This window comes from Streptomyces sp. NBC_00829 (assembly GCF_045161795.1).
Lineage (GTDB): Bacteria > Actinomycetota > Actinomycetes > Streptomycetales > Streptomycetaceae > Streptomyces.
In genome coordinates this window covers 8,368,639-8,395,516 of the sequence record NZ_CP108867.1, presented here as the reverse complement: position 1 = coordinate 8,395,516, position 26,878 = coordinate 8,368,639, and the positions used below count along the sequence as shown (strand labels likewise).

Below are 26,878 nucleotides of genomic sequence, written 5' to 3'. Positions count from 1 at the left end.
ACGCAGCGTGCGTGACATCGATGACGACGAGGCAGGCGGTTGCCGCGGATCATCCGCCGCGGCATGGGCTCGGTTGACATGGCGGAGGGTGCAGTTGGTGCTGTTGTCCGTACAGGGCATGACGGTGGCGAAGTTCACCGAGGTGACGTTCACCAGCGCCGACCGGGTCCGTGACGTGATCCACAGCTTCAACACCGACGGCTTCGACGAAGGCGCGTCAGTGGTGGTGGCCGTGCCGGCCGAGGGTCTCCACGGGGGTCGCGCCGGGGCGGGTCCACTGCGGCACGGGCCGGCTGGTCGGGCCCCAGGTGGCGACGCCGCCAGCGTCCGAGCGCCAGTACCAGCAGGCCTGGCGGCCCTCGGACGGGTACCCCTCGCGGACGTCGCCGATCACAGGCCAGCCCTCGGGGTTGTCCTCCCACGCCTCGCCGCGGCCGTAGGGCGTCATGTCGAGCAGGCCAAGGGACCCGTTGACCGGCTCGTTGCCACGGCCCGTCGTGGAGTAGGTGAGGAACACGCGGTCGCCGTCGCGCAGGAAACAGACGACGTGCCCCATTTCTCCACCGACCGGCGCCTCCACGCCCCGCACCGAGTACCAGGGCTGGGTGTAACCCATGAACTCGACGTAGGGAGCCACCTCGTCCCACGGGCCCGAGGTCAGGACGGCGAACGAGACGCCCCGGGCGTTGAGGTAGACGGCGTCCTTCACATGCCAGGCCGTGGTGGTGCAGCCCTCGCACTGCCCCTGGTACGGCGCGCTGTCGTACCACATGTGCTGGTAGACCACGAGCTCGTCGCGGCCCTGGAACAGGTCGAGGAACAGGACCGGCCCGTCAACGCCGGTGACCTCGACCGCGCCGTCGAGCTCGACCATCGGCAGCCGCCGCCGGGCCGCGGCGATCGCGTCGCCCTCACGGGTGTGCGCCTTCTCGCGGACCAGCAGTTCCTCGCGCGCCGCCTGCCAGGTGGCCAGGTCGACGACGGGCGGCTTGCCGGGGAGGTGGCTGCTCGCGTTGCCGGGCGTAGTCGTCATGGTGTCCTCCGTGGTGTCTCGGCCGGGCAGCGTCGATCGAGTCGTATCAGAAGCCGATAGACGAGCGCGAGGCGAAGCTCCGGGATTATCCAGAAAATCCTGATGCGCACGATAATAAGGGTTTCCTCAAGAATCGGCCGAGTGAAGAGGTTCGCCACGAATCATCGATGAGCGCGCCAGGCACCTCAGGAAAGAAATACAACCCTTCCACGAGAAACATCGCCAAAAAATGCAGGGAGTGTTTTTCTGATGCCCGAGGTTCCAGTAGATGAGCTAAAACGTGTTTTCAACTTGCTCATGGAACGGATTCTTGCCGATGAGCAGGTGTTGGAAATCAACAAGGAAGCATTCTGGTCCGTGCCTCGAGATCAGGCTTACGATATATACAGTGATCCGGGAGATCTCACCATCGGTACGCTTTCCGAGTCATGGGGGCATCTGGAGCAGATGCTGTCCGACCCCAACAGGGTCGTGGGCCACGGGTTCGTGTGGCTTGCCGAGGTGCTTCGCGCAATCGGTGACGAAACAACATCCTGAGGATGGTCCTTGCCTCGCCTCTCCCCGTCGCCACCCTGGGGTGGTCGGCAGCGTGGCGCGAGTCGATCCGGAGACTCTCACTGCGCTCCGGAGGAATGGCTCTCCATTGCAGCCAAGGAGCGGACCGTGCGCTGCGTAAGCATCTTGAAGACCCCGGAGCCCCGCAGAAGTCCATTCTTGCAAGGCTTTCGGGCTTTTGGAGTAACACGTACGACAATGTCAGCGCGCGGCTGCTGCGGCAGGCCGAAAAGGACCGCTAGAACTGATGGCGGGTCACGACGCCGAGGGCGGCAACTCCCCCGATGCTGCTGGCCCGCTCCCGCCACGCGTCCGCTCCCTGGAGCGGTACGCCCCGTCCCGGCTCCCAAGGGCTGAGTGCGTCGTTGACGTTCGCCACGTTCAGTTCGCGCTGGACTTCGAGAACATGCCGAGTGCACGCTCGTCAAGCAAGCCCTTTCGGTCTAAGTGTTCGAACGATCTGGCGAACTCCCCCGGCGGCCTGATTGGGTGCTCCCGGTGACGACAAACGCACCAGACGCACCAGACGTGAGGATGCATCATGCGCACAACACGCACCAAGAATGCCGTCGCAACAGTTCTGGCCGGGGCAATGATTGCGGTGGCTGGTCCGGCGGTCGCTCACGCCCAGTCGCAGCAGAGCGAGCCCTGGAACGAGCCCGTGTCGTTGTCGACGGCTCTCCGGGCCAAGGCCGCCACTATTGGGATTGGGAACTTAAAGTCCGGGAAGTTCCTGCAGCCCACAGGCGCAAGTACCGCCAACGGCGCCAAAATCGTCCAGCAGACCGGAAACCAGAATTTGCCCGCGCAGAACTGGACCCCTGTCAATGACAGCCCCTATACCAGCTTCGAGAACGCCGGTTCAGGCAGAAACCTCGGTATCGACCACGCAAGCACCGCGGCCGGAGCGGCGGCTATCCAGGCGAATGGATCCGGCGACGCCAATCAGGACTGGCTACTCGTTCCGGTCGCTGGTTACCCCGACGGTTACTTCGCAATGAAGAATCGCAAGAGCGGCCTGTGCCTGGGAATTTCTGGCGCGAGCACCGCGAATGGTGCGCAGGCCGCCCAATTCCGCTGCGATGGGTCCACTAACCAGGGCTGGTCACTGTTCAATCACTGATTGAGTGGGCATCGAGGGTTCCGGCCGGGCGTCCCTCATCGGGCGCGGTCCGGACTCTGAGGCTAGCCAGCACGCTTCAAGCCCTCAGGACTTGCCGTCACAACGCCCCGGACCTTGGTCCGGGGCGTTGTGGCTTGCTCCACGCAGGATTTCGGCACGTGTGCGTCCAGGGTGCTCGTCACGGCGGCTGAACGCGGCGCGCCAGCTTCCGGCCGCATGTCTGGCTCGGCGCTTCGATGTAACGGTAGGTCAGCACGCACAGTGGTAGCAGCACGGCATAGAAGGCCACTTCGAGCAGGGGGTTGTCCCTCCGCCACCGGCCGATCGTGCCGTCGGTCACCGCCAGCAGCACCGGATGCACCAGGTAGACCGAGTAGCTGATCGTTCCCAGCCCGATCAGCCGACGCGGTAGCCGTCGGTGGCGTAACGCCAGTCCGACACCGAAGGTGATCACGGCCAGCAAGAACGCTGTGATCCAGCCGCGCCGTGTGAAATGGGACCCGCCACCCTGCCCCGTTGCGCTCCCCACGGCGCAGGCGACCACCACGGCGGCTGTGCAGGCCGCCCACCGCCAGGTGCTCTGACCGTTTTCGGCTCGGTAGACGGCGGTGCCGAGGAACATCACGGCGAGGATTACCAGGCCCTCCCACATGGGGACCGTGCCGTTGAACGCGACGAGGACGAGCGCCAGCACCCCACCCAATACGCCCCCGAAAACGCGGAGCACGGGTGGCCCGGCACTTGTGCAGCAGATGGCGATCACCATCGCGATCGAGGCGAGCGCGACCAGCGGGCCGGTGCCGACCCTGCCAGACAGGGCGGAGGTCGGCAGCATGACCCCTGCCGTCCCGCTCACGGCGGCGAGCACGGCCAGGGTGACGGCGACGGCGGCCGACCGCTGGTGAAGGCGGACCGTGAAAAGGGCAACGGCGAGCAGGTAGAAGGCCATCTCATACGAGAGCGTCCACAGGACGAGCAGGAGATTGGGCGTCGCCAGCAGTTCTTGGAGCAAGGTGACATGGGCGACGGCCACGGTGGCAGCGCTCTGCCGACCGAATTCGACGGGGATCTCCGCGATGTCCAGCAGGTTGAGGGCGAGTACCGCGGTGACGACAACTGCCCACAGCGGGTACATACGGAATAATCGTCCGATCCAGAAGGTCCGGACGCAGCCCCGGCGTTCAAGCGACGCGGGGATGATGTAGCCGCTCACGAGGAAGAACACCATGATGCCGTACCGGCTGGTGTTGAATTCCGGCATCAACTCTCGCCGGAACTCCGCCATGAAGGCGTATGACGAGTGGTCGAACACCACGACGAGTGCCGCGATGCCTCGTAACGCGTCCAGCCAGCCCAACCGCGATGGACGGGCCGGTGCGCCGGATGTGGGTAATCGGGGCGGCATGGAGGGTAATCGCTGCAGCGGAGGAGGGGCGGGAAGGGTGGGTTCCATACTCATCCTCACGTGCTGGTCCTCACCGATGTTCAACTACCCGCCGATGATCGGCCGGTCCGCCTCAAAGTCGATGAACTGGGCCGATTAGCGGGCCCCGTGAGGCTGTTCTGGACAGGATCGCGTCGCCGCCTTCGTGGGCCCGGCGGGCGGAAGAGCACCCACCAGGCAGCGGACCTCTTTTCACGGCGCGGGGGAAGATTTCACGGCCGGTTGGTGTAATCGCGAGGGCACCCTGGAGGGCAAGAAGTCCGGCTTCAAGGGCAAGGTGTGGGTGTGGGCGCCCAAGCAGTACTTCGACCCCAAGTACGCGAACAGCGGCTTCCCCGCCATGATCGCCCTCCCAGGTGGCCCCGGCTACCCGAACAACTACTGGATGGGCACCGACCTCGGGCTGCAGAAGGGCATCCCCACCTGGTCCCAGGAGGGCAAGAGCAAGCCCTTGATCCTGGCCATGCCGGTGCTCAACCCGGCCCCGGACAACGGCGGTCTGTACTGGGACGGATCCGACATACCCGACCAGCCCAAGATGGGCACATGGCTGACCGAGGATGTCCCGGATCTCGTCAAGGCCAATTTCCGCACGATCAAATCCCGTGACGGATGGGCGTTCATGGGCTCCTCCACCGGCGGGTTCGCGGGCCTGAAGGCGGTCCTGAAGCACCCGGACAAATTCAAGGCCGTGATCGCCTCCGGTCCGGACGTCGCGCCGGACTCACGTCTGTGGAAGGGCCACGAGAAGGAGAAGGAGGAGAACAGTCCGAAGGCCCTCGCGAAGAAGCTGATCGCGAAAGGCGGCCCGGACGTCTATCTTGCGTTCCAGGTCGGAACCGCCGAGAGCAATACCCACACCCTGCCGACAGTGAAGAGCTTTATCGCCACCTACGGCAAGGGGCCCATACACACAAGCCTCAGAGAGATACAGGGGGGTCGGCACAATGCCAGAACGTACGTCCCCAGCATGGGCGAGGGCCCGATCCAGTTCATCAGCAAGGTCATGGAAGGGCCTGTGGCGGACTGACTCAGGAGGCCTGTGATCCTACGCACGCAGCACGCCGCCGTCCGCCGTTCCGGCGGGCTACTGCCCGTCGACGCCGAGCCGAGCGCCCTCTGTACCTCCCGCCATTCGGGTGTAACGCGGGGCCCGGACGTGTTGCACTCTCCGCGTGCCGCAGGCCCGATCTGCCCTGTGAACAGCAGAAACGCAACCGGAGGGCACCTCGATCCCCCGGTTGCAGTAGCTCCATGCCAGGGCGACAGTGGAACCGCATTGATCGGGGAGGCACCAGACACGCGCAGACAATCGCCGTGGGTGACACGACCGGACAAAGGCTTCTGGTCGGATTGATGCGCGTTCGCACCTCCAGTGGGGGCAGCACCTGATGCGGAGAGACCATGAACCACGAGTCGGCAGACGGTCGTGCGCGCAGCGCTCGGACCTCGATGGCAGACGCGGGAGTCATGAAGCACACGGAGGAGTACACCGGGCGATTCCTCGTGCTGCTCGATCCCGACAACAGTGAGCAGGGCATGGCCGCGATGCAGTCCCGGGCCGGGGCCGGCCGGGCAGAACGCATCCGCGGCAGCGCGACTGCGGATGTGGCCGAGATCCTGGACCGGGGCGGTCCGGTGGTGTTCGAAGAACTGGGCGTGGCCGTCGTGGATGTGGCGCCCGATCAGCTCCCGGCGCTGAGAGCCACCGCCCAGGAGGAATCCGCGATCCTGGCCACGGAACGGGAACGGGTGCTGTACGCCTCGCAGATCACCGCGGCCCCCGCCGACTACCTGCGCGGCTACCAGGACGGTGTGGAAGAGCTCGTCAGCCACGCGCTCGAGTTCTTCGATCAGAGCACCCTCGCCGATGTCCGCACGGCGGGACTGGACGAGGCCCAGGCAACATGGGGCCTGCAGGCGACCCGCGTGATGGAGTGCGCCTTCTCCGGTCAAGGAGTCAAGATTGCTGTCCTGGACACCGGGGTCGACCTCAGCCACCCCGACCTGACCGGCCGGTCCGTCGAAACCATGTCCTTCGTTGCGGGCCAGAGCATCGACGACGTCCAGGGGCACGGCACCCACTGCATCGGCACGGCCTGCGGGCCCAAAGCACCGCGCGTGCTCCCCCGCTACGGCGTAGCGTTCGAGGCGGAGATCTTCGCCGGCAAGGTCCTGAGCAACCAGGGCAGCGGCACCGACGGCCAGATCCTGGCCGGCATCAACTGGGCGGTCGCAAACGGCTGCCGGGTCATCTCCATGTCGCTCGGCGCCCCCACCCAGCTCGGAGAGGGCTTCTCCCAGGTCTACGAGCACGTCGCACGCCGCGCCATGCGTGCCGGCACCCTCATCGTCGCAGCCGCCGGCAACGAGAGTGACCGCCCCGATACGGTCAACCCGGTCGGACACCCCGCCAACTGCCCCTCGATCATGGCCGTCGCCGCGCTCGACAGGAACGAGAAGATCGCGTTCTTCACAGACGCGGGCCTCAATCCCGACGGCGGACAGGTCGACATCGCTGCACCCGGCGTCGACGTGTACTCGGCCTGGCCCCAGCCCACCGAACACAAGCGGCTGATGGGCACCAGCATGGCCACCCCGCATGTCGCGGGCATCGTCGCCCTGCTCGCCCAGGCCAACCCCACCGCGACCGCAGCCGAACTCAAATCGCTTCTGCTCGCCGGAGCACGTCGGCTGCCGATCCCGGGCGTCGACGTGGGAGCAGGGCTGGTCCAGGCCCCGTGACCGCAGCACCCGAGATCCGTGTCGTGCTGGCCGTCGACCCTCAGCACTTCACCGGCACACTGCGGGCCCTGCGAGAAGCTGGGCTGGCCGTGGAAGCCGACTATCCCGACATCGGCTCCGTCACCGGCACGGTCAGGGAGGACCGGCTCGATGCACTCAGAGCGATCGACGGTGTGGAAGCCGTCGAACTCGAGCGCAGCTACCGACTCCCGCCAACCGCACCGCAGTAGACACTGGAGAGCGACTCCGAGCGGGTGGTGTGACGCGTGTGTCACACCACCCCTCGGCCAGTGTTGTCCGGTGTCTTGAGCCAAACGGCAGGCGCCGACGTGGTGTGCCACCGGCACACCATGACCGACACGTACGACGTCCTGTGCTGCGTCTTCGGCGCTGCGGGCTCCACCGAGCCGCGGGACCTTACCGGCGGCGTGCTGACGAGGTCCGGCAGGATCGTCAGCCCCAGATCCCGACGGTTACGATCACGCGGCATCACACCGCGCATCGCCCGCCGCGGCATCGACTACTCCCAGCGCCTGGGCCGACACCGCTGGGTCGTCGAACGCTCCGTTGCCAGGCTGGGCAGACACCGCCGACTGCACCGCCACTACGAACGCACAGCGAGCGGAACACTTCCTCGCCTTCGCAGGCATCGCCGCAGCACTCATCTGCTACCGCACAGTTACCAAATGAAATGACTTCTCAAAGAGGCCGGACCGGATCGACGCCAGACCTGATTCCCCAGACCGTCCCCGAGATCCGGCGACTGATCACTCACCTCGGCCGACCCGGCCGCGGCACCGTCGACCACGTGCCGCGCTGGTCGCGCTGGCGCCGACGACGCCAGCGACCAGCCACTACAAGCGACGAGGCCACAGCCCACGAGCTGAAGCCTCATCACGATAAGCACCGTTGCAGCAGTAGCCCAATGGCCTGAACCCGGCCCCCCGAGGAGCCCGCATGCCCTCGGCCGCCCACTCCCGAAAATAGGTTGAATACGACCCATTCGGCTCGTTGGGTGCTCACGTGAGCACCAGAGGAGTGATCGTGACGGTAGATTCGACCGCGCCGACGGCCGCAGTGGCCATGACTGGCCGCGCTCGCGGCGACCGGGGCGACCCCGCGCCCGTCCGGAGAGAGCGTGACGGCGCAGAAGCTGCGCATCGCCGCCGGCATCAAGCAGCAACTGTCCGACCCCAGCCTGGCGACGAAGGGCACGTGGCAGCTGGCCTGGCTCGCGCTGAGCCCGGACAACGCGAACATGGCGTACATCGCGAAGGACACCTCCGGCTCGAACGCGTTCGCCGTGGTCGTCCGCGGGACGGTCGCCAACGCGATCGACACCCTCGAAGACCTCGACGTCGGCACGGTGGTCCCTTTCACCGTGGGCGGATCGTCGCCGGTCTCCATCTCGAAGGGCTCCATGACGGCGTTCACCCAGGTCGCCGGCATGACCGACGGGTCCCCGGGGGCGGGCTCCAACCTCATGCGGGCGCTCACCCTCCTTCTGACGGACGCGCCCCAGCGGGCGACGGTCAACGTGATCGGCCACAGCCTGGGCGGCTGCATCGCCACCGTGCTCGCGCTGTACCTGCAGGCCCAGAACTGGGGCAGTCTCGCGCCGCAGTTCGGGGTGATCACCTTCGCCGCCCCCACCGCCGGCCTGAAGGACTTCGCCGACCGCTTCAACTCCGTGCAGTGGAACGTGAACCAGGGGTACGTCAACAATTACGACATCGTGCCACGGGCCTGGGCCGACCTGGACGCGGCCAAGAAGTGGTACCCCGCCACCCACGGGCCGGTCGCGCCCGCCGACGTCAAGGACGTCCTCATTCCGGAGATCGAGACCCTCACCGGGCCCAACGTCTACGTCCAGCCGAACAACGCCATGCCGCCCCTGAACCCCAACTACGACACGTTCGACCCCGCTGTGGTCAAGAGCTCGACCGAGGACTTCCTGGCCCAGGTCGCCTATCAGCACGCCAACCCCACCTACCTGGGTCTGCTGCAGGCACCGCCGCTGCCCACCGGGCCGGTGGTGCAGGCCGTCAGCCCCAACGTCGGCACCGCGGGCATTACGCAGATCACCATCACCGGGCGCGGCTTCGGCTCGGACAGCGTCGTCGACTTCGGCCCCGTCCCGTGCGAGAGCACGGTCCTCAGCGACACCCAGATCATCGCGACCGCACCCGAGGGGGTCGGCGTCGTCGACGTCAGGGTCACCGGGAGTCTGGGCACCTCCCCGGCCGTCCCGACGGGGCAGTTCGCCTACGGCGGGCCGCAGCCCGTCCTGGTCACCGGCATCTCTCCGGACAACGGGAAGACCGGGCAAACGGTCACCATCACGGGCATGGGCTTCGCCGCCAATCCCACGGTGTACTTCGGGAAGAACCTCGCGAAGTACACGCTCGACTCGCCGACCCAGATCACCGCGACGGCGCCGCCGTCCGGTACGCCCTTCAGCAAGACCGTCGACATCAGGGTGCTGGTGAACGGCTACCTGTCCCGCGCCGTCCCCGTCGACGAGTTCACCTACCCCGGCTGACGCCGTGGCCTGCCGGCCACGCCGCGCGCGTGGGGCCATGCCGCCTCGGCCGCATCCGCCTCGTCCACATCCGGCGCTCCTGCAAAAGGCATCGACAGATCTGGGCGCACCTGCTGGTCCACCGTGGCCTGCGCGAACTGATGCTGAGAACGGCCGGCACCCGTGGCGTGGCCCCGGACCGGGTCTCCTTCACCGAAACCCTGTGCTCCGCCCGGCGCAGCGTGACCGTCACGCCGGGCAGTGTCCCCCTGGCCTCCCGGTCAGGGCCGTGGTCAGGCTCGAACAGGAACTCCTGGAACAACTCCCCCACCCAGACGACTGCGCAGCCACCCCCGCATCGGGAAACCCAAAATGCCCAACCACCGACTCAAACACCCCCAACACCGTGCCTGGCCCCAACCCACGCACGCCCGCACCCAAGCCGTCCTCATCACAAGACCCCAACCCGCAAGACCGTAATGCGCCGGCATTGCCGCTATGGCGTGTCTCCTTGATCGATGACTCGTTGTTCTGGGACGGGACGTCGGTCCCGCCCCACTCTGCTTTCCAGTACGCCGCCGGGGCCTGGCGGGTGCGGAGCGGTCTACGCGCGCGCCGAGCCGGCGCTGCTCGGTTGGCAGGGGGATTCAACTGCCGGAGAGGATGTCATGAGCGATGAGCGCGATCAGTTCGCGGAGCTGACGACGGTGAGAATGTGCTTCCGCGACGAGGGGGATCCAGAGGGGGAGCCGCTGCTGCTGATCATGGGACTCAGCTCGCAGCTGATCCATTGGCCGCAGGAGATCGTCGACGCGCTCGGCGAGCGGGGCTACCGGGTGATTCGTCCCGACAACCGCGACAGCGGTCTGACGGAATGGAAGACCACACCGCGCCAGTACTTCTTGAGAGCACTTGCGCGTGACACGGTCGAGCTGCTCGACCATCTCGGCGTCGAGCAGGCGCACGTCGTCGGCGCCTCGATGGGCGGGATGATTGCCCAGCTGCTCGCGATCGAGCACACGCCGCGCGTGCTCAGCCTGTGCTCGATCATGAGCACGCCGCACATCAGCATCGGCATGGCCGACGGCGATGTGTTGCAGGAGCTGACCAAACCGCTGCCACCGGATCGCGAGGATGCAATCCGACAGATCGCTGACCTGTACGCGACCATCGGCTCGAAGACCTATGCGGACAGCGAGCGTGAGCGCCGTCTCGCGCTGGCGACGCAGGCCTACGACCGCGCGCAGCACCCCGACGGCGGAGCACGCCAGGTGACTGCGGCCGTGATCGCGCCTGACCGCACGAGACGCCTCGAGCAGTTGAGGCTCCCGGCGCTGGTGATCCACGGTGCCGAAGATCCACTGATCAAAATCGCCGGCGGCGAGGCGACCCACGCCGCACTCGCCGACTCGACCTACCTGCCGCTCAATGCGATGGGCCACGACCTACCCGCGCCGCTCTGCGACCAGATTGTTGCGAGCATCGCCAAGAACGCCGCGCGCCGCTGACAACCTGCTTCTGAGCCCTGGGTCTTGGCAGGATGCCGCCCCCAGGGCTTCTTCTCGCCGCCAAGACAGCGGCTCCGGCCCGAGTTGCCGATCGGCGGCTCGGGCCGCCTGACCTCCGGGCCAAGGTCACCACGACGACCTTCACGCGAACGCCCGACCACCTGACCGCCCACGGCCTGATCCTGGAAGTGCTCGCCGGACCGTTGCCCGGCATCTACGACCCCAGCGGCCCCGGGCGCATGCTCTTCGGCTTCTTCGCCGCCGCGGCCGAGAGCGAGCGCGAGAGCATCCGCGAAGCCACCCGGGAGGGCTGGACGTCGCCGCCGTAAGGGCAAGGCACGGCGGGGCGCCCACCCGTCATCACCGACGACATGCTGCACACCGTGCTGCGGCGCCGCGCGAACGGCGAGTCCGCCGGGCAGATCCGCCCGGACCTGATCATTCCCACCGGCAAGCGCAAGGGCCGGAACCCGGCCTGGCCAGCATCGACCGGGCGCCCGCCGAACATGAGAAGCGCCAGGCATACCCCGGAGCCGTCGAACATGCCCACGCCGACTTCGACGCCCTCCAAAACCGGAGAGATCGCCGGGCTTCGGACTCCGTCAGGACGCGCGCGTCGACGCGGGCCAGCACAAAGGCAGCGCACGTAGCGGCCCGCCAGCGGTTGCTGACCGCGGAGTTGTCACCCGGCGCCGGCATCACGATGTGCTTCGCCGACGCCCGGAGGAACGCGCGGCCCTGCGGGCGCTCCTGGAGGTGGCGACCCTCGATCCGGGGTTCTTCGAGTAGTACGGCCGCCCGCACGTCAGGTAATGGCCATGGTCGAAGGGCACGCCGCGGGCGCCTCTCCTGCAGCCGCATTGGCGGGGCCGGGCGGGCGTCGTACAGCGTGCCGACCAAACGAGGAAAGCTCTTACGGCTCCGCCGCCAACGGCTGCTTCGAGGCCGTCGAGTTGTGTCAGCTCCGGCGTCCGCGAATCACCTCAGGCTTTGGGGCGAGGTCCTGACGCATGTTCCGGAGCAGCCTTGGCTTCCCGGCCTCATCTAGTCTAGACTCGTACTAGTAAGAGTTTGGTGGTACTCGTGAATGCTGTTTAGGGGGTGGGATGGTGGATGCGTCGGCCGACTGGCAGACGGGATGGCTGCGGGGGGCTCTCGAACTCGCTCTCGCCGCGGTCCTGGCCGAGGGGGCCGGACATGGGTATGCGCTGGCTCAGCGCCTGGCGGAGCAGGGTTTCGGCCGGGTGCGGGGTGGCGCTCTGTATCCGGTGCTGGGGCGGATGGAACGCGACGGGGTGGTGAGTGCTACGTGGGAACCGGGCGAGGGCGGGCCGGGGAGAAAGGTCTATGCGCTCACCGAGGCGGGACGCGACACACTCCGCGAGCAGCGGGCGCAGTGGGCGCGGTTCTCGGTCCTGATGGGCGGCCTGCTGGGGACGGACCTAATCGAAGAGGAGGACGAATGACTGCACAGCACGGCGAGGCGTATGAGAAGTGGGCGGCGCGTCTGGAGCTGCGGCTGGCTCTGCAGCCGGGTATGGACCGGGCCTCGGTAGAGGACGTACTCGGGGAGGTCGCCGGATACTGCGCGGAGACGGGCGAGAGCCCACGAGAGGCTTTCGGAGATCCGGACGAATACGCCGTGCGGGTTGCCAGGGAGCGTGATCCGGTCGGTGAGCGGGCCGGGCGGGACTGGGCCGGCCTTCGTCCGGCCGACTATCTGCGCCTAGGTATGTACGGCGTTGCCGTCTTGCTGGTGGTCGGGTCCGGGCTGTTGCTGGTCCGCGGTGAGTGGTGGGTGAATCTCACGTTCGCGAGTGTCGCCGGGTCCGTCCTGGTCGTGGCCGCGACGATGGCGAGTGGCACTGCCCTTGCTCTGCGGGCCGCCGGGCGGGCCAGGGTCGCGGCCGCCGCCGCGGTCGGCATGCTGGTCCTGGTCGTGGCTGCTGCCATGGCCTTCCTCGGACTGTCGCGCGACCCTTTCGGGCGGCTGCCGGTGTGGGTGTTCGCAGTGTGCGGGGCACTGCTCGCTCTCCTTGCCTGGCGGCTGGAGCCTTCGTCCGGCTCGCCGCACAGAGCCGCGACCACACCGGGCCAGGAGACAGGCGGCAAGGAATCCGCGGCCCCTGGGGGAACCGACCCGTCTGATGCCGATCGGTGGCTGGGGCGCCTCGGTGACCTGCTGACTGGCAGGCACGGACTACCCCGCAGTCAGGTGCGGCAACTCGTCGCCGATGCCCGGCTCCACCTGACTGCCACCGGCTGTGCCCCGTCCGAGGAGTTCGGGCCGGTGGAGGTCTATGCCCTGGAGCTGGCCGACCAGGCCGGTCGGCGGGCCTGGTGGACACGTGAAGGCGGGTATCTCGCGCTGTTCGGCGTGCTGTTCGCAGGCTATGGGCTGGATCGCCTGGTCAACGGCGACTTCGGCTGGGCCCTGTGGGTCTGTGGTGCGGCCTTGGCCCTGACGCTCCTGCGGCTGACTGCCCACCTTCTGAAAACCCTCACCTGAAGGGTTACGTCGGGGCCGGCCGGCTCAAGTTCTCCTTGGCTTCCGCGAGGGCGACTCGCGGAAGCCAGGAAAGGAACACCCCCACTCCCGCGCAGAGGGCGCAGACCGAGCCGGACCGGCTCGCAAGCCCAAGTCATCTCCGCGCGAGCCGAGGTCACCCGGCGGGCGACTGCGCACTCATCGCCCTCCAACTCACCGGACGCGCTCGACGCGTCGAGCCTGGGCAGCGCCCCGCAGCCGCAGGCGGTGTACGTGAGGGGCTTGCCCTCGACGCCCGACCTGGAAGGGCGGAGCTGCTGGCCCGGCCAACCCCTGGCCACGCGCGCTGGCCACGGTATTCGCCCGGCTGCAGCTTCGCCGCGGACACCTCGGCCAGCGTCTTCCGGGGCTTCTTCAGCGAGGCGCCGGGATTGGCGTCGTCGCTGGTACGCGCGTTGACGTAGTACGTGCATCCCAGCGGCGGGTGGGTGCTGTGAGTTGGGTGTCACTCAACAAGGAAGAGGGAGGCATGAATAGACGCGGCCCGTCACTGCAGGCCGAGTCGGTGCTGGCCTCGAAGGTCGCACTCACCCTGTGTGTCCGGTGAGGCCGTGCGTGCCGGGGCTACGGCGGGGCGGCGGAGCCGCCGTGGCAGGCATCGCGCCCGGGCGCTGGTCAGCAGCCGCGCAAGCCTCTTCCTCTACCTCGCGCTCGACCGCTCCCGGAGCAATCTCGCGCTGGCCCGCCATGCGCTGAGGCGCATCGAGAGCGACTTGGAGGTCTGCCGCCTGATGTCGTGGTCCAGGCACAGCCGTACGCCCCCCACGTCGTCCACAAGGTCAACGAAGCCGCGGAAGCCGATCTCGGCGTAGTGGTCAATGCTGCACCCGGGCGCCGCACCCTGATGGCCGTGGTCGTCACCTTCGGCTTCGCCGTCGCCGTACAGATCGCCTGGGCGCAGGTACGGTTGTCCTTCGGCCACGTCCTCACCGCAACCACACACACCGGTGTCCAGGGCGACAACGCCTACCCGAAACTGCCCGGCGGTGCCGATGTGCTGGACCAGTCCTACCTCACCGCGTCCGGCGCCCGCATCGGCTACGGCAGTTGCGGCGAGATCACGGAGAAGGCGACGGCCGCCTGCCTCAAGAAGGAGCAGGTGGGCGGCTGGGCGGTCGACTACCTCCCGGTCTCCCAGATGTCCGCCATACAGTGGATGGGCGCCGCCGTCCTGCTGGCCCTGACCGCCGCTCTCGCGGCGTTCATCCTCATCCGGGGACGCAAGCACCTGTTGTGATCCGGGAACGCGCTCAGCCGGGTCCGATTCGGAGGGACCGGACCCGGCTCCGCGTTGCCCGACCGGGCTTCAGGGTCGACCGTCCCCGGCGCTGCCCCGGACCCGGTGGCTTCGGATGGGGACACGGGCCGACGGGTGGGACGCCTTGGCATCCAGCCCGTTTCCCGCTGCCGGTCAGAGAGGTCGGTGTCGTGACGAGCGTCTGCGGTAGCAGATGTTGCTGCAGCGCTGCCGGCGAAGGCGAGGAAGTGTTGCGCCTTGCGTTCATCGCGGCGGTTCGGTCGGCGACAGCCGACCCGTGCATACCGCTGGACAAGCAGCCATTCCACAGCTGATCAACTTCAACAGACAAGGTTGTGTGCGCATGGTCGGCGGATGCTCCCGCTCCCCCGGGAGCTGAACGACGATCCGGAAACCTGGCCCGAACAGCCCGGCACTGACGCGGTCACCGAAGCGGTCCGCCGCATCGCGCGGAGCCACCCCCGTGCTCTGGCCGACCGGAAGCTGAGCCTGCGTGCAGCCCTCGCCTTGCCCACGGCCGCGCAGTGGGCAAGGCGAGTACGACGGCCCGGCAGTCCCCTCACCGGTTCGGCGCGGTGAGGCGGAAGCCGCGGCGCGGCGTTATGACCACTTCAGCAGCCATTCGGCGATGGCTTGGGCGCATGCGTCGAGGATGGCTTCCCCCTTTTCCGGAGTTGCCGCGCGCGCATCACCCGCCACGCCCGAGGAGGTGACCTCCTTGAACGACCGCGACGCGTGGAACACGTGGCTCGCGTCGGATTGGAGCGCGATGTGCGGGCCGGTCGCCTCGGCGAGCCGGGTGCGGTCGACGAGGTCGGGGGCGATCGCCATGATCATGGAGGTTTCGCCTTCGCAGGCGTGCATGAGGGTGGGCTGGTCCTCCAGTATCTCCGCCGTCCGTTCCATCCCGGCCAGGAAGTAGCTGGTGACGGCGATGGGGATGGACAACTCCCGGGTGAGTTCGTTGCTGATGGCGTTGAGGGCGGTGATGTTCCCTCCGTGCCCGTTGACGATGAGGATCTTGCCGAAGCCTGCGGTGATGATGGAGCGGCACAGGTCGCGCAGGAGCGCATGGTAGGTCGGCAGGGTGAGTGAGAAGGTGCCGCCGAAGGCGAGGTGGTGATCGGAGAGTCCGCACCACAGGGAGGGTGCGACCACGGCGGGCCGCTCGTGGTCGACCATGATGGCGGCGGCCCGGCTGCATGCCTCGGCGCTGAGGAAGTCGTCCACACCGGTGGGCAGGTGCGGTCCGTGCTGCTCGGTGGATCCGACGGGCAGCAGGACCGGGGCGCCTTGAGCGGCCCGTTTCCGCAGCTCCGGCGCGGTCATGCGGTTCCAGAGAACTTCCGTCATGGTGCGGTGTGTCCCTTCTTGGCCGATGGGCGGGGCTGTGCGGCTGGTTGTGGGCTTGGCGGCAGGAGAGAGCGACTACGTCCTGGCGGGGCGATGTGCGGCCGGGGGCTTCACGGTGTCTCGGAGAGCCGTCCGGAAGCGAGGTGCGCGGGCACGCCGGTGGACGGCTGCGGGGAGTCCGCTTCTTGCGGAGCGGCGGAGATGCTCTCTACTGACAGGCCTGTGGTCCGCACCCCGAAGGCGACGGCGAGCGCGGCCAGGAGCATCGCCGCGGCCACCGCGGCGAAGACGGCTCCGGCGCCGTAGGCGTCGAGAAGGGGGATCAGGTAGAAGGGTGCTGCGGCGGTCGACAGCCGGCTGAGCGAGTACAGCCAGCCGGTCGCGGTGGTACGCACGCTCGTCGGGAACTGCTCCAGCTGGTAGATGTGGCCGGAGTTGGACATGACGTTGGCCACCATGGTGAAACAGAAGCCCGCGAGGATGATCCCCGTTGGCGATGCGGCGTTGCCGTAGGCCAGCCCGGACAGCCCCATGCCCACCAGCGAGGCACAAAGGATCCACTTTCGTTCGGCTCTCTCCATGACGAGCACCGAGAGGAAGGAGCCGAGCGGGTATCCGATGAAGGAGAAGGTCAGGTAGGTCAGCGAGCTGCTGACGGTGAATCCCTTGGCGGCGAGCACGAGCGTGGCGAGGCTGCTGAAGCCGTAGTACCCGATGGGGGCGAGAACCCACAGAACGGCCATCAACGCCGTACGGCGGGCGAGAGGTGCCCGGAAGATGCTCCGGATGGGCAGTTGGACCGGGCGCGGCTGCGGCCTGGCGTCGGTGGCCGCGGGGCGTGTCCACCCCTCCGCCTCAGCGGCTTCTTCGAATCGAGTGGTGATCGCGTCGGCTTCCGCCGATCTTCCGACCGACTCCAGCCAGCGCGGTGATTCGGGCAGACCCCGGCGGACCAGGAAGGTGAGCAGGGCGCCGAGGGAGCCGATCGCGAACATCCACCGCCATCCCGCGATGCCGAGCGGGCTTTCGCCGACCAGCTTCATGCCCAGGAACCCCACCGCGGGTACGGCGAGATAGGCGGCTGTGAACGCCCAGGCCGCGTAACGCCCACGCTGTTTCGGCGGCAGGATGTCGCCGAGGAAGGAATCCGTTACCGGCAGTTCGCCTCCCAGGCCGATCCCGGCGACGAAGCGGAAGAGGACCAGGCTCCACAGGTTCGGGGCGAAGGCGCAGAGGAGTGTGGCCGCCGAGTACGTGGTGAGCGTGAGCATGTAGGCACCGCGGCGCCCGATGCGGTCGGCCAGCCGTCCGATCACTACGGCCCCGAGGAAAGCGCCGACAAACGTCGATGCGAGAACGAGGGACAGATCGAAGCCGGCCAGCGAGAAGGTCGCCTTCAGCGTGGTGGCGAGGACTCCCGCCAGGAAGAGCTCGTAGATCTCGAAGAAGTTGCCGAGCGCCATGATGGCGACGAACCGCTTGTGGAGTGCTGTCGTCGGAAGTCGGTCGAGCCGGGTGGCGACGAGCAGGCTTCCGGTGTCCTCTGAACGTTGCATCGCTTCTCCCACTGGAGCCGATGGGGGGTCCCGTGACCCCCGGAGTTGGATTGGACAGTACAATCTAAATTCAGGCTCTGGCAATACTCCGGCCTGCTAATTTAGACTGTCCTGTACAGTCCACAAGGAGGTGTCGACCGTGGTCTCCGCCGCGTGTACGCCGCACGTGTCCGGCAACAAGGCAGCGCGCGCCCGCAGCCGTTCGAAGATCCTCTCCGCGGCGAAGGCGCTCTTCCTGGAAGACGGGTACGACGGTGTCAACCTCGACCGGATCGCCACGCGGGCGGGGGTCGCCCGGCAGACGGTCTACAACCGGTTCGGCGGCAAGGAGGCCGTCTTCCGCGCCGTGGTGGAGCACCACTGGGCAAGCCTCGACCTCGACACCCTGCCCTCGCGCTTCGAAGAAGGGCTCGAGAGCGGCGGTGACCCGGCCGGGTTTCTGCGCCGGTTCTCCCACGCACTGCTCGCCTTCATCGACGAGACGGACCAGATCGCCTTCACCCGGCTCGTCATCGCCGAGTCCAGCCGCATCCCATGGATCGCCGGGGAGTTCCACCGGCTCGGCAAGGCGCCGCTGCTGCGGGTGTTAGCGTCGTGCCTGGAGCGACTTTGCGAGGCAGGCACAATCTCGTGCCCCTCCCCCAGTACGGCGGCGCGGCAGTTCCTGGGGCTCGTCCAGGAGTTCGCTGTCTGGCCCAAGGTCATGGCCGCCGATGCGAGCCGGACGAACATCCCGCCGACCGATGTGGTCATAGAAGAGGCGGTCTCCACCTTTCTCAGCCGCTACGGAGCCGGAGCGCGTCAAGAAGCGCTCAAGCCGCCACCGCCTCGGTGACCGTCGGCCGCGCCGCGCCCTATGACATCCCCCAAGTACACGGAGTTCCGCATGAGTTCCCTCCCGCGCACCCCCGCTTCGCCCGACATCGCTCCTCGGCGGAACGTCGGTGACGCCATCGGTGGACGTCGACCCGGAACAAGCCGCCCGCACCCGCCGCCGTCTTCTCGCGCGCCTTGCCGGCAGCGACACCCTGCTCCTGGGCAGCCACTTCGCGCCCCCACCGCCGGCTTCGTCCGCTCCGAAGGCGACAGCGGCACCTACCGCCTGTCACCCGTCCACGGCGTACCACCGCGCACCGGATGAGCAGCAGCCCCAGGCCGGGCGCGTATGGTCGCGGCCGTCCGCGGGGCGCCGGGGAGCGGCCGCACCGCTACGACCGTGTGAACCGACGGCACGGTGGCGGCAGGTACTACGCCGCCGTATCCGCCGGCACGTAGCGGCTCAGGAACATGGCGACGGCCTCTTCCACGACAATGCCGGTGGGCGGGAGCTTCATCACGTCAGGGCCGATCGCCATGACTTGCGGCCAGATCACGAACTCCTGGATCAGCCCGAGGAACTGGCGCGCCGCCAGTTCCGGGTGGGCGCAGTCGATGACACCGGCCTCCGACATCTCCCGCAGGCAGGCGGTGAACGTCTCCGCCAACGGCGCCTTGCCGAGCCGGTAGAACTCCGTGGCGATCCAGGGAAGCCTGCGCGACTCCGCGATGACCAGCCGCGTGAAGGAGACCTGATCCGTCTCCGCGATGAAGGTGAGGACCATCTCGGCGAAACGGCGCAGAAAGTCGGCCGGATCGGCGCGTGAGATATCACGATCCAGGCGCGCCGACAGTTCTTCGAGCCCGAAGGCTGCCCAGTGGTGCTCCATCGTCGCCCGGAAGACCGCTTCCTTGCTCCCGAACAGGTTGTAGACGGTCTGCCGGGCCACGCCTGCGCGGGTGGCGATCCGGTCGAGGTTGACACCGTCGTACCCGTCTTCGAGGAAGAGGGCTTTGGAGGCATTCAAGATCTTGAGGGCTGTGGCGCTGGACCGCTTGCTTGCCAGGCGTCCGGGCGCGAGCGACGGACTGCTGGTGTCGGCCGACATCGAGAGCCTCCTTTAGATTGCCCAGTCCAGTTTAGTCCCGGCCCTCCGGGTCTCGACGAGGTGCGCCCGTCGAAGTCCTGACGCACCTCCTGCGCCCGCCTCCTTCACGATCTCCGGCACACCACTGAGGCGGTATTCGGCACATACCCGTGTACCGGCGGCATCGCTGTCACGGGGAGCCTGCGGGACCCTCCGGACCCCATCCGGCGCTCCGCGCGAACGATGGTGCAACCATGGGGAACCCCATAGACTGTACTGTACAATCCATAATGCGTTCGGATCGCGTCCGCCTGTGACCGCGCGGGCCGGTCGGACCAAATGCCCCGCATGATCACCCGGTAACCGCTGACCAGGCAGGCAGCACGCACGGCCAGCACGGCGAAGAAACAGTCGACACCGCACGTACATGCACACATGCCGACCCGTCCATTCCGGAACAGGTCGCACCGTCCCTCTGTGCCCCCAGACAGGAGAACACCGTGCCAGCATCACCTTCCGAGCGGGGCGGCTATGCCGCAACCCACCGCCGGAGCCTGGAGGATCCCGAGCAGTTCTGGCTTGAGGCGGCGCGAGCGATCGACTGGACCGTTCCCCCCTCGACGGCACTGGACGACGCTCGTGCACCGCTGTACCGCTGGTTCCCGGATGGTGAGCTGAACACCTGCCACAACGCCCTGGACCGGCACGTCGATGCCGGACACGGCGACCGTCTTGCCCTCGTCCACGACAGTCCCCTGACCGGTGCGCAGACCGCTTTCACCTATCGGGAGTTGCGTGACGAGGTCGCTCGCACAGCGGGTCTGCTCGCCGGGCTGGGGGTGATCAAGGGCGACCGCGTCGTGCTGTACCTGCCGATGATTCCCGATGCGGTGATCGCCATGCTGGCCTGTGCCCGTATCGGTGCAGTCCATTCGGTGGTCTTCGGCGGATTCGCTGCGCGTGAACTGGCCGTGCGGATCGACGACGCCCAGCCCAAGGTCATCATGTCCGCCTCGTGCGGAATCGAGCCCAAGGGTGTCGTGCCCTACAAGCCCCTCCTCGACGCCGCCCTCGCCCAGGCCCGTCACCGGCCCGACCACTGCGTGATCCGCCAACGCCCGCAATACACCGCCGAACTGACGGTGGGCCGGGACCTGGACTGGGCCGAAACCGCCGCCGCAGCCGAACCGGTTCCCTGCACTCCGGTGGCGGCCACCGACCCGCTCTACATCCTCTACACCTCCGGTACCACCGGCCGGCCCAAGGGCGTCGTCCGCGACAACGGGGGTCACGCCGTCGCGCTGCGCTGGTCGATGCAGTATCTCTTCGACACCCACCCAGGGGAGGTGTTCTGGGCCGCTTCGGACGTGGGCTGGGTCGTCGGCCACTCCTACATCGTCTACGGCCCCCTGCTGACCGGCTGCACCACCGTGCTCTACGAGGGCAAGCCCGTCGGCACCCCCGACGCCGGAGCGTTCTGGAGGGTCGTCGCAGAACACGGCGTCACCACGCTCTTCACCGCACCCACCGCGATCCGAGCCGTGCGAAAGGACGACCCCAAGGGCGAGTTGCTCGCCACGCACGACATCGGCTCGCTGCGCCATCTGTTCCTGGCGGGCGAGCGCCTGGACCCGGAGACCTACCGCTGGGCAGGCGAGCTGCTCGGCGTGCCGGTGATCGACAACTGGTGGCAGACAGAGACGGGATGGCCGATCGTGTCCGACCCCGTGGGCCTGGAGTCGCATGTGACCAAACCGGGGTCACCGACCCTGCCGGTACCCGGCTACAACGTGCGCATCCTCGACGAAGCGGGCCAGGAGGCACCGGCAGGAGCGGAGGGCGCGGTGGCCATCCGGCTGCCGCTGCCGCCGGGCACCCTCACCACGCTCTGGAGGGACGACGAGCGGTATGTCCGCTCCTATCTGTCCACGTACGACGGCCATTACCTGACCGGCGACGGCGGACACAAGGACGAGGACGGATACGTGTACATCATGGGGCGGGTCGACGATGTGCTCAACGTCGCAGGACATCGCCTGTCCAGCGGGGCGATGGAGGAGGTGATCGCTGCTCACCCCGACGTGGCCGAATGCGCTGTCATCGGTGTCAGGGATCAGCTCAAGGGGCAGGTTCCCCGCGGGTTGGTGGTGCTCAAAGCCGGCGTGGGCCGCGCTCCGGAAGACATCTGCGCAGAACTCGTCACCCGCGTACGCGACGCCATCGGGCCCGTGGCGGCACTGCGCCGGATCGATGTCGTGGCCGCCCTGCCCAAGACCCGCTCCGGCAAGATCCTGCGGCGCACCATGCGAGAGATCGCCGACGGCGGAGATCCTGCACCGCCCTCCACCATCGAGGATCCCGAAGTAATCGACGACATCCGGCGAGTGCTCGGCGGAAGTTGAGAGTTGGGCAAGGGAGGCCGGCCGCGCGGGACGGGACATGATCCGGGCCGGATCGCCACCGACCTGGCGGTGACGCTCGCCGATGGCGGCGAGGCCATTGCGGATCTGGCCGTACTGCGGGACCAGGCAGGGGTGTTTGGTTCGGTCGCCTCGACACCGACGGCCTGGCGGCTGCTCGCCGACCCCGATGAGAGGGCTGTCTTCTCTGGGCTGGGCCCGTGCCCAGGCCAGAGAAGTCGCTTGGCTGCGGCCGCCGAGCACGGCGAGGGCATTCCGGCCCGGTACGGGCGAGGCAGTCCTGGGACGGATCGGGCAGGCCAGCAGGCGGGTCCCGTGTACCAGGGGAACGACGTAGTGAACGCCGTACCTGTGAACCCTTGCCCGCGACACGCCCATCCTTAAAGATCATCCTGCATCCGAGGGGTATTGCATGGTCTGAACCGATTCGAGTCGAGAAGGACCAGGAATCCATCGTGAGTTCCCAACCGCCGCCCCGCCGTCCGTCCGGACCGCCGGCCGGTCCACTGTCCGACCGCCCGCCGGAGCCTCCCTCCGACCGCCCGCCGGAGCCTCCCTCCGACGGCTCGCCACCCGAACCGCCGCCGCCTCCCCCTGCGCCGGGGACTGGCGGGGAACCCGAACCAAGCCCTTCTTCCCCTTGGTGGCGTTCCACGCGGGGCGTGGTGCTCATCGCGGGAGCCCTTGTGGTGGCGGTGGTGTCAGTTGTCCTTGTGGTCTCCAGTCAGGGTGAGAAGAAGCCAGAGACAACACCTCCAGGGACAACCCCTCCCGGGGCAGGCGTGTCGGCGTTGTTCAACAAGCTGCCGAAGACGACCCAGGACTCCAAAGTCATCAAGGTCGGCACCGACGCCGCCTACGCTCCGATGGAGTACGACGAGGGCGGCAAGATCGTCGGCGTCGACCCCGACATCGCCGCGGCCCTCGGCAAGGAGCTGGGCGTCACGTTCCAGTTCACCAGTAGCCCCTACGACAGCCTGATCTCCTCGCTGAACACCGGCCACCAGGACATTGCCATGTCCGCAATGAGCGACACCAAGGCCCGCCAGCAGGGCCTGGACGATTCTGGCAAGAAGGTCGGCGAGGGCGTCGACTTCGTCGACTACTTCACCTCCGGCGTATCGCTCCTCGTCAGGAAGGGCAACCCGGACAAGATCCAGTCGCTCGACGATCTATGCGGCAAGACGGTGGCGGCGGGGCACAGCACCGTCTACGAGGGCATCCTCAAGACCCAGGCCACCAAGTGCGCCGAGGGCGGCAAGGGCACGCTCACCATCGAGGCGTTCGACACCGACCCGGAGGCTCAGGCCCGTCTGAAGTCCGGCGGCGCCGTCGCCGAACTCAACGACTACCCGGTCGCCACGTACATCGCGAACACCGCGGGCGGCGGCAACGACTTCGAGGTAGCGGGCAACCCGACCAACGCGGGCCTGTACGGCATCGCCGTCGACAAGGACAACATCCAGCTGCGTGACGCGCTCAAGGAAGCTCTGAACGCGATCATCAAGAACGGCGAGTACGCGACGGTCCTGGAGAAGTGGGGCGTCAAGAACGGAGCTGTCACCGAGGCGGCCATCAACGGCGGATACTGAGCCTCGCGCTCCCAGCAACCCGCGAAGATGCGGGTCCAGCGATACACGTTTCATGGAGCGCAGATCAGCACGCTGTACAACATCGACGAGGTCGATCCTGACGGAGCGCGTTTCCGCCGGATGAACCACGATGTGGCCTTCGTCGGCCAGGACAGCGAATACCTCGCCTGATCCAGCGGATCACGTGGAGAACCGGATGCTCGCCCAACACTTCCACTACCGAAGACGAACCGGCTCAGGACACGATCTCTGCCTGGAGTTCTCGTCATCAAGCGATTTCGACGACTGCGGCCGAGGCATGACGCCCAACGCTCGCTGTGCTAGCGCTGGCCATCGGGTGTGTTCACTCTCCGACGGTGCCAGTGCCGAGAGCGGCGCTAGCCTGGAGTGACGGTCAGGTACTCAGGACCTGTGGGGCCCGGGACGGTGGCGGTGGTGACTCACGGTAGTCAGAGGTTCGCGTTCGTGGGGCGTGGTGCCGAGCTGCGCGCGCTGGTCGAGGCGCTGCCTTCCGGGCCAGCGGTGGTGTTCGTAGAGGGTGAAGCGGGGGTAGGGAAGTCCCGCCTTGTGGGCGAAGCCACCGATCGGCTGATCAAGGATGGGATCCCGGTGCTGACGGGTTGGTGTCACCCGTTGCGTGAGCCGTTGCCGTTCGGGCCGGTAATTGACGCGTTGCGCAGCGCTCATCCCCACATCCCTCACGACGTCAAGCTGAGCTTGGTGGTGTGGGCACTGCACCCCTTCCTCCCTGCGCTCGCTGATCGATTCCCGGACCCGGCGCCTGGCCCCGAGGTGCAGGAAGGGGGGCGGCAGCAATTGATGCGGGCGGTGCATGAGGTCCTCTCGGCGTTGGGGCCGGTGGTGCTGGTCGTGGAGGATATGCACTGGGCGGACGAGGCGACCCGGGAGCTTCTTCTGTTCCTGGCGAGGAATCCGCCGCAGGAACTGCGGCTGGTGGTTACCTACCGTGCACAGGATCTTGCGGATGACGCAGGTGTGTTTGGTTCGCCCTACCGACGCCCGGTGGGCGTCGGGGGCACGGAGATCTCGCTTTCACCGTTGCCTGAAGCTCAGATCCGGGAACTCGCCGTTTCGGTGCTGGGCCAGTCGGCGGCCGCAGCCCTGGGCCGGCAGCTGTTTGAGCGTTGCGGGGGGCTGCCCTTGGTGGCGGAGGAGGATCTGCTGGTCCTGGCCGAGGGCCTCGGGAAGTCTGCGGGCACAGCGTTGGGGCGTCTCAAGGGGGCAGGCGTGCCGCGGGCCTTGCAGGAGGCCGTGCAGGCCAGGGTAGGGGGGCTGGATCCGGTGGCGGTGGCAGTGGTGCAGGCGGCGGCGGTGCTGGCGGTGCCCGCCAGCGAGCAGCTGCTGGGGGCGCTGGCGAAGCTGAGCGAGGACGAGGCGGAAGAGGGACTGACGGCTGCGCTGGAAGCGAGTGTGCTCGTCGAGACCGCCCCGGGCCTGTACGGGTTCCGGCATGTCCTGGCCCGCCAGTCCGTCTACGAACGGATCGTGGGACCGCGGCGACGCCGGTTGCACATGCGAGCCGTTGAAGCGCTGGAAACGCAGGTTCCGCCGGCACTGGTCCAGATTGCACACCACACCCGGCAGCTGGGCGATGTGCAAGCATGGCTCCCGCGTGCCCAGGCCGCTGCCGTCCACGCCGTCGAGGTAGGCGACGACGGCATCGCCGAGGACCTCCTGCAACAGCTTCTCGCCGAATCCACGCTCCCGCCCCAGGAACGTACCCGAGCCGCCCTCACCCTCAGCCGAATCGCCCACTACAGCGTTGACTACGCCTCCAGCGCCGACGCTCTGCGCCGGATCATGGATGATCCCCACCTCTCTGTTGAGACCCGGGGAGAGATCCGACTCGCTCTGGGCCTGTTCATGATCAACCAGTGCCAAGACAAGGGGGGCTTCAGGGAGCTTGAGCGGGCCGTAGAGGAGCTGACTCACCGACCCGCGTTGGCTGTCCGTGCCATGGTTGCGCTGGCCTGCGGCGAGCCCCACGTCAGCGCGCGTATGGCGCAGGCATGGATGCAGCGGGCCGAGCGCACGGTCATCGAGGCATCCGAGTTGTGGGCGCATGCTGCTGTGTGGGCCACTCGGCTGAACCTGATGGCTCTGGACGGGGAGGACGAGGTGTGGTGGCTGCTCGACCTCCTGCCGCGGCAGGTCGACGATCGCGAGGTCCTGAGGCACTATCTGCGGGCGCTGACCAACTGTGGCGTCGCCGCGATGGAACGGGGATACGACGAGCGAGCCGCCGACCTCCTCAGGGAGAGCCGGGAGTTGTGCAAGCACTCGGGCTTTAGCACAATGGAGTACTTCAGCCAACTGGGTCTGCTGGTTCTGGATTGGCTGGCAGGCCGGTGGACGGGACTGGAAGACCATCTCGCCGCACTCGGCAATGAAGCGCCCGAAATGATCCCCGTCACCAAAACTGCCGCACAGATCGGCGGAAACCTGGCTGCTGCCCGCGGACAATGGGCCCGCGCCTTGAGAGAGTTCGGCCGCGCAGCGGTCATGGAGGATCAGTATTCCGAGGCGGGCGAGGTTCTGTGTGGCATTGCGGGAATTGCTCAGGTGCGCCTGGCCCAGGGAGATCCCGAGGCCGCCTGGGCCACTGTGAGACCGGCTCTTGACCCGGTGCCCACCGCGCCTCGGCCCTGGGCCGATGGCCTGCTCACAGTAGCCGTACGGGCTGCGCTGGCCTGCGGCCACCGCGAGATCGCTGGAAGTCTGCTTTCCTCGGTCGAGGAGAGAATCCACAACAAGGATTCACCCACGGTCGATGCCGTGCTTCATCTCACCCATGGCCTGATCCTTCAAGACGATGGCGAACTCGACGCCGCCGCCGCACACTTCGACCAAGCACACCTGATTTGGGACGCAACCGGCCGTCCCTACCACAGCGTGCAAGCCGCTGAATTCTACGCCCGAACCCGTGTCCCCACGGCGCCGCAGGAAGCCGCCCGGCAATTGACTCGGCTTGCCGACGCTTACACAGATCTCGGTGCCACCGCCGACGCCGCACGTTGCCAGCAGACTCTGCGCGAACTCGGCCTGACGCGCCCTTCCCCCAGCGGCGGGCGGCGCTACGGCAGGACCCTGTCTCCGCGCGAAAGCCAGGTGGCAAGCCTTCTCGCGGACGGGGCTACCAACCAGGACATCGCACAGGCTCTGTCTCTGTCTCCCCGGACTGTCGAACACCACGTCGCACACGCCCTGCAGAAGCTGCGGGTCACCAGACGGGCCCTTCAGGAGGGTGATGTCAGTCTCCCTGTCGAAGACCCGTGACCTGCACGGTAGACGCTGCCG

The 26,878-nt window shown here is 67.5% G+C and carries 21 protein-coding genes and 3 pseudogenes; 19 read left to right on the top strand and 5 right to left on the bottom strand.

The genetic code is table 11. The features are described from left to right. Positions 1 to 7: 7 nt before the first annotated feature. Positions 8 to 208: pseudogene (locus OG293_RS37455) on the top strand (IS630 family transposase); the annotation flags it as partial. Positions 209 to 217: 9 nt separating this feature from the next. Here OG293_RS37455 and OG293_RS37450 read toward each other — a convergent pair. Further along, the gene (locus tag OG293_RS37450) at positions 218 to 1,033 is read right to left on the bottom strand and encodes a DUF899 domain-containing protein (protein WP_406003192.1); all 816 of its coding nucleotides are present in this window, start codon (positions 1,031 to 1,033) and stop codon (positions 218 to 220) included. 249 nt (positions 1,034 to 1,282) lie between these two features. Here OG293_RS37450 and OG293_RS37445 point away from each other — a divergent pair, with 249 nt between their 5' ends. Continuing rightward, positions 1,283 to 1,570, top strand: coding sequence for a hypothetical protein (locus OG293_RS37445; RefSeq protein ID WP_406003191.1), 288 nt, complete (start codon positions 1,283 to 1,285; stop codon positions 1,568 to 1,570). Positions 1,571 to 2,129: 559 nt separating this feature from the next. Next, positions 2,130 to 2,711 (top strand): RICIN domain-containing protein, encoded by a 582-nt coding sequence (locus OG293_RS37440; RefSeq protein WP_406003190.1) that lies wholly within the window; start codon positions 2,130 to 2,132, stop codon positions 2,709 to 2,711. Between the two features lie 178 nt (positions 2,712 to 2,889). Here OG293_RS37440 and OG293_RS37435 read toward each other — a convergent pair whose 3' ends face one another. Next, on the bottom strand, positions 2,890 to 4,116 hold the full coding sequence (locus OG293_RS37435) for an acyltransferase family protein (protein WP_406003830.1): 1,227 nt from the start codon (positions 4,114 to 4,116) through the stop codon (positions 2,890 to 2,892). Between the two features lie 184 nt (positions 4,117 to 4,300). Here OG293_RS37435 and OG293_RS37430 point away from each other — a divergent pair, with 184 nt between their 5' ends. The 10 genes and pseudogenes from OG293_RS37430 (at position 4,301) to OG293_RS37385 (ending at position 15,314) form a co-directional block, all read left to right on the top strand. Beyond that, entirely contained in the window at positions 4,301 to 5,185 is an 885-nt protein-coding gene (locus OG293_RS37430) for an alpha/beta hydrolase (protein WP_406003189.1), read from the top strand. Positions 5,186 to 5,625: 440 nt separating this feature from the next. After that, positions 5,626 to 6,900 carry a S8 family peptidase gene (locus tag OG293_RS37425; RefSeq protein ID WP_406003188.1) on the top strand — a complete coding sequence of 425 codons (1,275 nt, stop codon included), beginning with the start codon at positions 5,626 to 5,628 and terminating at the stop codon, positions 6,898 to 6,900. Next, a complete protein-coding gene (locus OG293_RS37420) occupies positions 6,897 to 7,130 on the top strand; it encodes a hypothetical protein (RefSeq protein WP_406003187.1) in 234 nt (77 codons plus the stop codon). The genes OG293_RS37425 and OG293_RS37420 overlap by 4 nt, the downstream gene beginning before the upstream one ends. A 246-nt stretch (positions 7,131 to 7,376) precedes the next feature. Further along, positions 7,377 to 7,590, top strand: a pseudogene (locus OG293_RS37415) (IS5/IS1182 family transposase); the annotation flags it as partial. A gap of 448 nt (positions 7,591 to 8,038) precedes the next feature. Continuing rightward, on the top strand, positions 8,039 to 9,442 hold the full coding sequence (locus OG293_RS37410) for an IPT/TIG domain-containing protein (RefSeq protein WP_406003186.1): 1,404 nt from the start codon (positions 8,039 to 8,041) through the stop codon (positions 9,440 to 9,442). 647 nt (positions 9,443 to 10,089) lie between these two features. Then, positions 10,090 to 10,929 (top strand): alpha/beta fold hydrolase, encoded by an 840-nt coding sequence (locus OG293_RS37405; protein ID WP_406003185.1) that lies wholly within the window; start codon positions 10,090 to 10,092, stop codon positions 10,927 to 10,929. Between the two features lie 32 nt (positions 10,930 to 10,961). Further along, the gene (locus OG293_RS37400) at positions 10,962 to 11,258 is read left to right on the top strand and encodes a hypothetical protein (RefSeq protein ID WP_406003184.1); all 297 of its coding nucleotides are present in this window, start codon (positions 10,962 to 10,964) and stop codon (positions 11,256 to 11,258) included. A gap of 777 nt (positions 11,259 to 12,035) precedes the next feature. Further along, on the top strand, positions 12,036 to 12,395 hold the full coding sequence (locus OG293_RS37395; RefSeq protein WP_406003183.1) for a PadR family transcriptional regulator: 360 nt from the start codon (positions 12,036 to 12,038) through the stop codon (positions 12,393 to 12,395). Beyond that, entirely contained in the window at positions 12,392 to 13,438 is a 1,047-nt protein-coding gene (locus OG293_RS37390) for a hypothetical protein (RefSeq protein ID WP_406003182.1), read from the top strand. The genes OG293_RS37395 and OG293_RS37390 overlap by 4 nt, the downstream gene beginning before the upstream one ends. Before the next feature lie 1,651 nt (positions 13,439 to 15,089). Beyond that, positions 15,090 to 15,314 (top strand): hypothetical protein, encoded by a 225-nt coding sequence (locus tag OG293_RS37385; protein WP_406003181.1) that lies wholly within the window; start codon positions 15,090 to 15,092, stop codon positions 15,312 to 15,314. Between the two features lie 21 nt (positions 15,315 to 15,335). On the opposite strand, the gene OG293_RS37380 is transcribed toward OG293_RS37385, so the two are convergent. After that, a complete protein-coding gene (locus tag OG293_RS37380) occupies positions 15,336 to 16,088 on the bottom strand; it encodes a creatininase family protein (RefSeq protein ID WP_406003180.1) in 753 nt (250 codons plus the stop codon). Between the two features lie 110 nt (positions 16,089 to 16,198). Further along, the gene (locus OG293_RS37375) at positions 16,199 to 17,644 is read right to left on the bottom strand and encodes an MFS transporter (RefSeq protein ID WP_406003179.1); all 1,446 of its coding nucleotides are present in this window, start codon (positions 17,642 to 17,644) and stop codon (positions 16,199 to 16,201) included. Positions 17,645 to 17,774: 130 nt separating this feature from the next. On the opposite strand from OG293_RS37375, the gene OG293_RS37370 reads away from it, so the two are divergent. Continuing rightward, on the top strand, positions 17,775 to 18,479 hold the full coding sequence (locus OG293_RS37370) for a TetR/AcrR family transcriptional regulator (protein WP_406003178.1): 705 nt from the start codon (positions 17,775 to 17,777) through the stop codon (positions 18,477 to 18,479). 412 nt (positions 18,480 to 18,891) lie between these two features. Here the strand turns inward: OG293_RS37370 and OG293_RS37365 are convergent, their stop codons facing one another. After that, positions 18,892 to 19,569, bottom strand: coding sequence for a TetR/AcrR family transcriptional regulator (locus OG293_RS37365; RefSeq protein WP_406003177.1), 678 nt, complete (start codon positions 19,567 to 19,569; stop codon positions 18,892 to 18,894). Positions 19,570 to 20,048: 479 nt separating this feature from the next. On the opposite strand from OG293_RS37365, the gene OG293_RS37360 reads away from it, so the two are divergent. The 5 genes and pseudogenes from OG293_RS37360 to OG293_RS37340 all read left to right on the top strand — a co-directional run bounded on the left by OG293_RS37360 (position 20,049) and on the right by OG293_RS37340 (position 26,857). Next, the gene (locus tag OG293_RS37360; RefSeq protein WP_406003176.1) at positions 20,049 to 21,950 is read left to right on the top strand and encodes a propionyl-CoA synthetase; all 1,902 of its coding nucleotides are present in this window, start codon (positions 20,049 to 20,051) and stop codon (positions 21,948 to 21,950) included. Positions 21,951 to 21,962: 12 nt separating this feature from the next. Then, positions 21,963 to 22,194: pseudogene (locus OG293_RS37355) on the top strand (IS1380 family transposase); the annotation flags it as partial. Between the two features lie 556 nt (positions 22,195 to 22,750). After that, positions 22,751 to 23,560, top strand: a complete 810-nt coding sequence (locus tag OG293_RS37350) for an ABC transporter substrate-binding protein (protein ID WP_406003175.1) — start codon at positions 22,751 to 22,753, stop codon at positions 23,558 to 23,560. Between the two features lie 27 nt (positions 23,561 to 23,587). After that, positions 23,588 to 23,731 (top strand): hypothetical protein, encoded by a 144-nt coding sequence (locus OG293_RS37345; protein ID WP_406003174.1) that lies wholly within the window; start codon positions 23,588 to 23,590, stop codon positions 23,729 to 23,731. A gap of 294 nt (positions 23,732 to 24,025) precedes the next feature. Then, the gene (locus OG293_RS37340; RefSeq protein ID WP_406003173.1) at positions 24,026 to 26,857 is read left to right on the top strand and encodes an ATP-binding protein; all 2,832 of its coding nucleotides are present in this window, start codon (positions 24,026 to 24,028) and stop codon (positions 26,855 to 26,857) included. Positions 26,858 to 26,878: the final 21 nt, after the last annotated feature.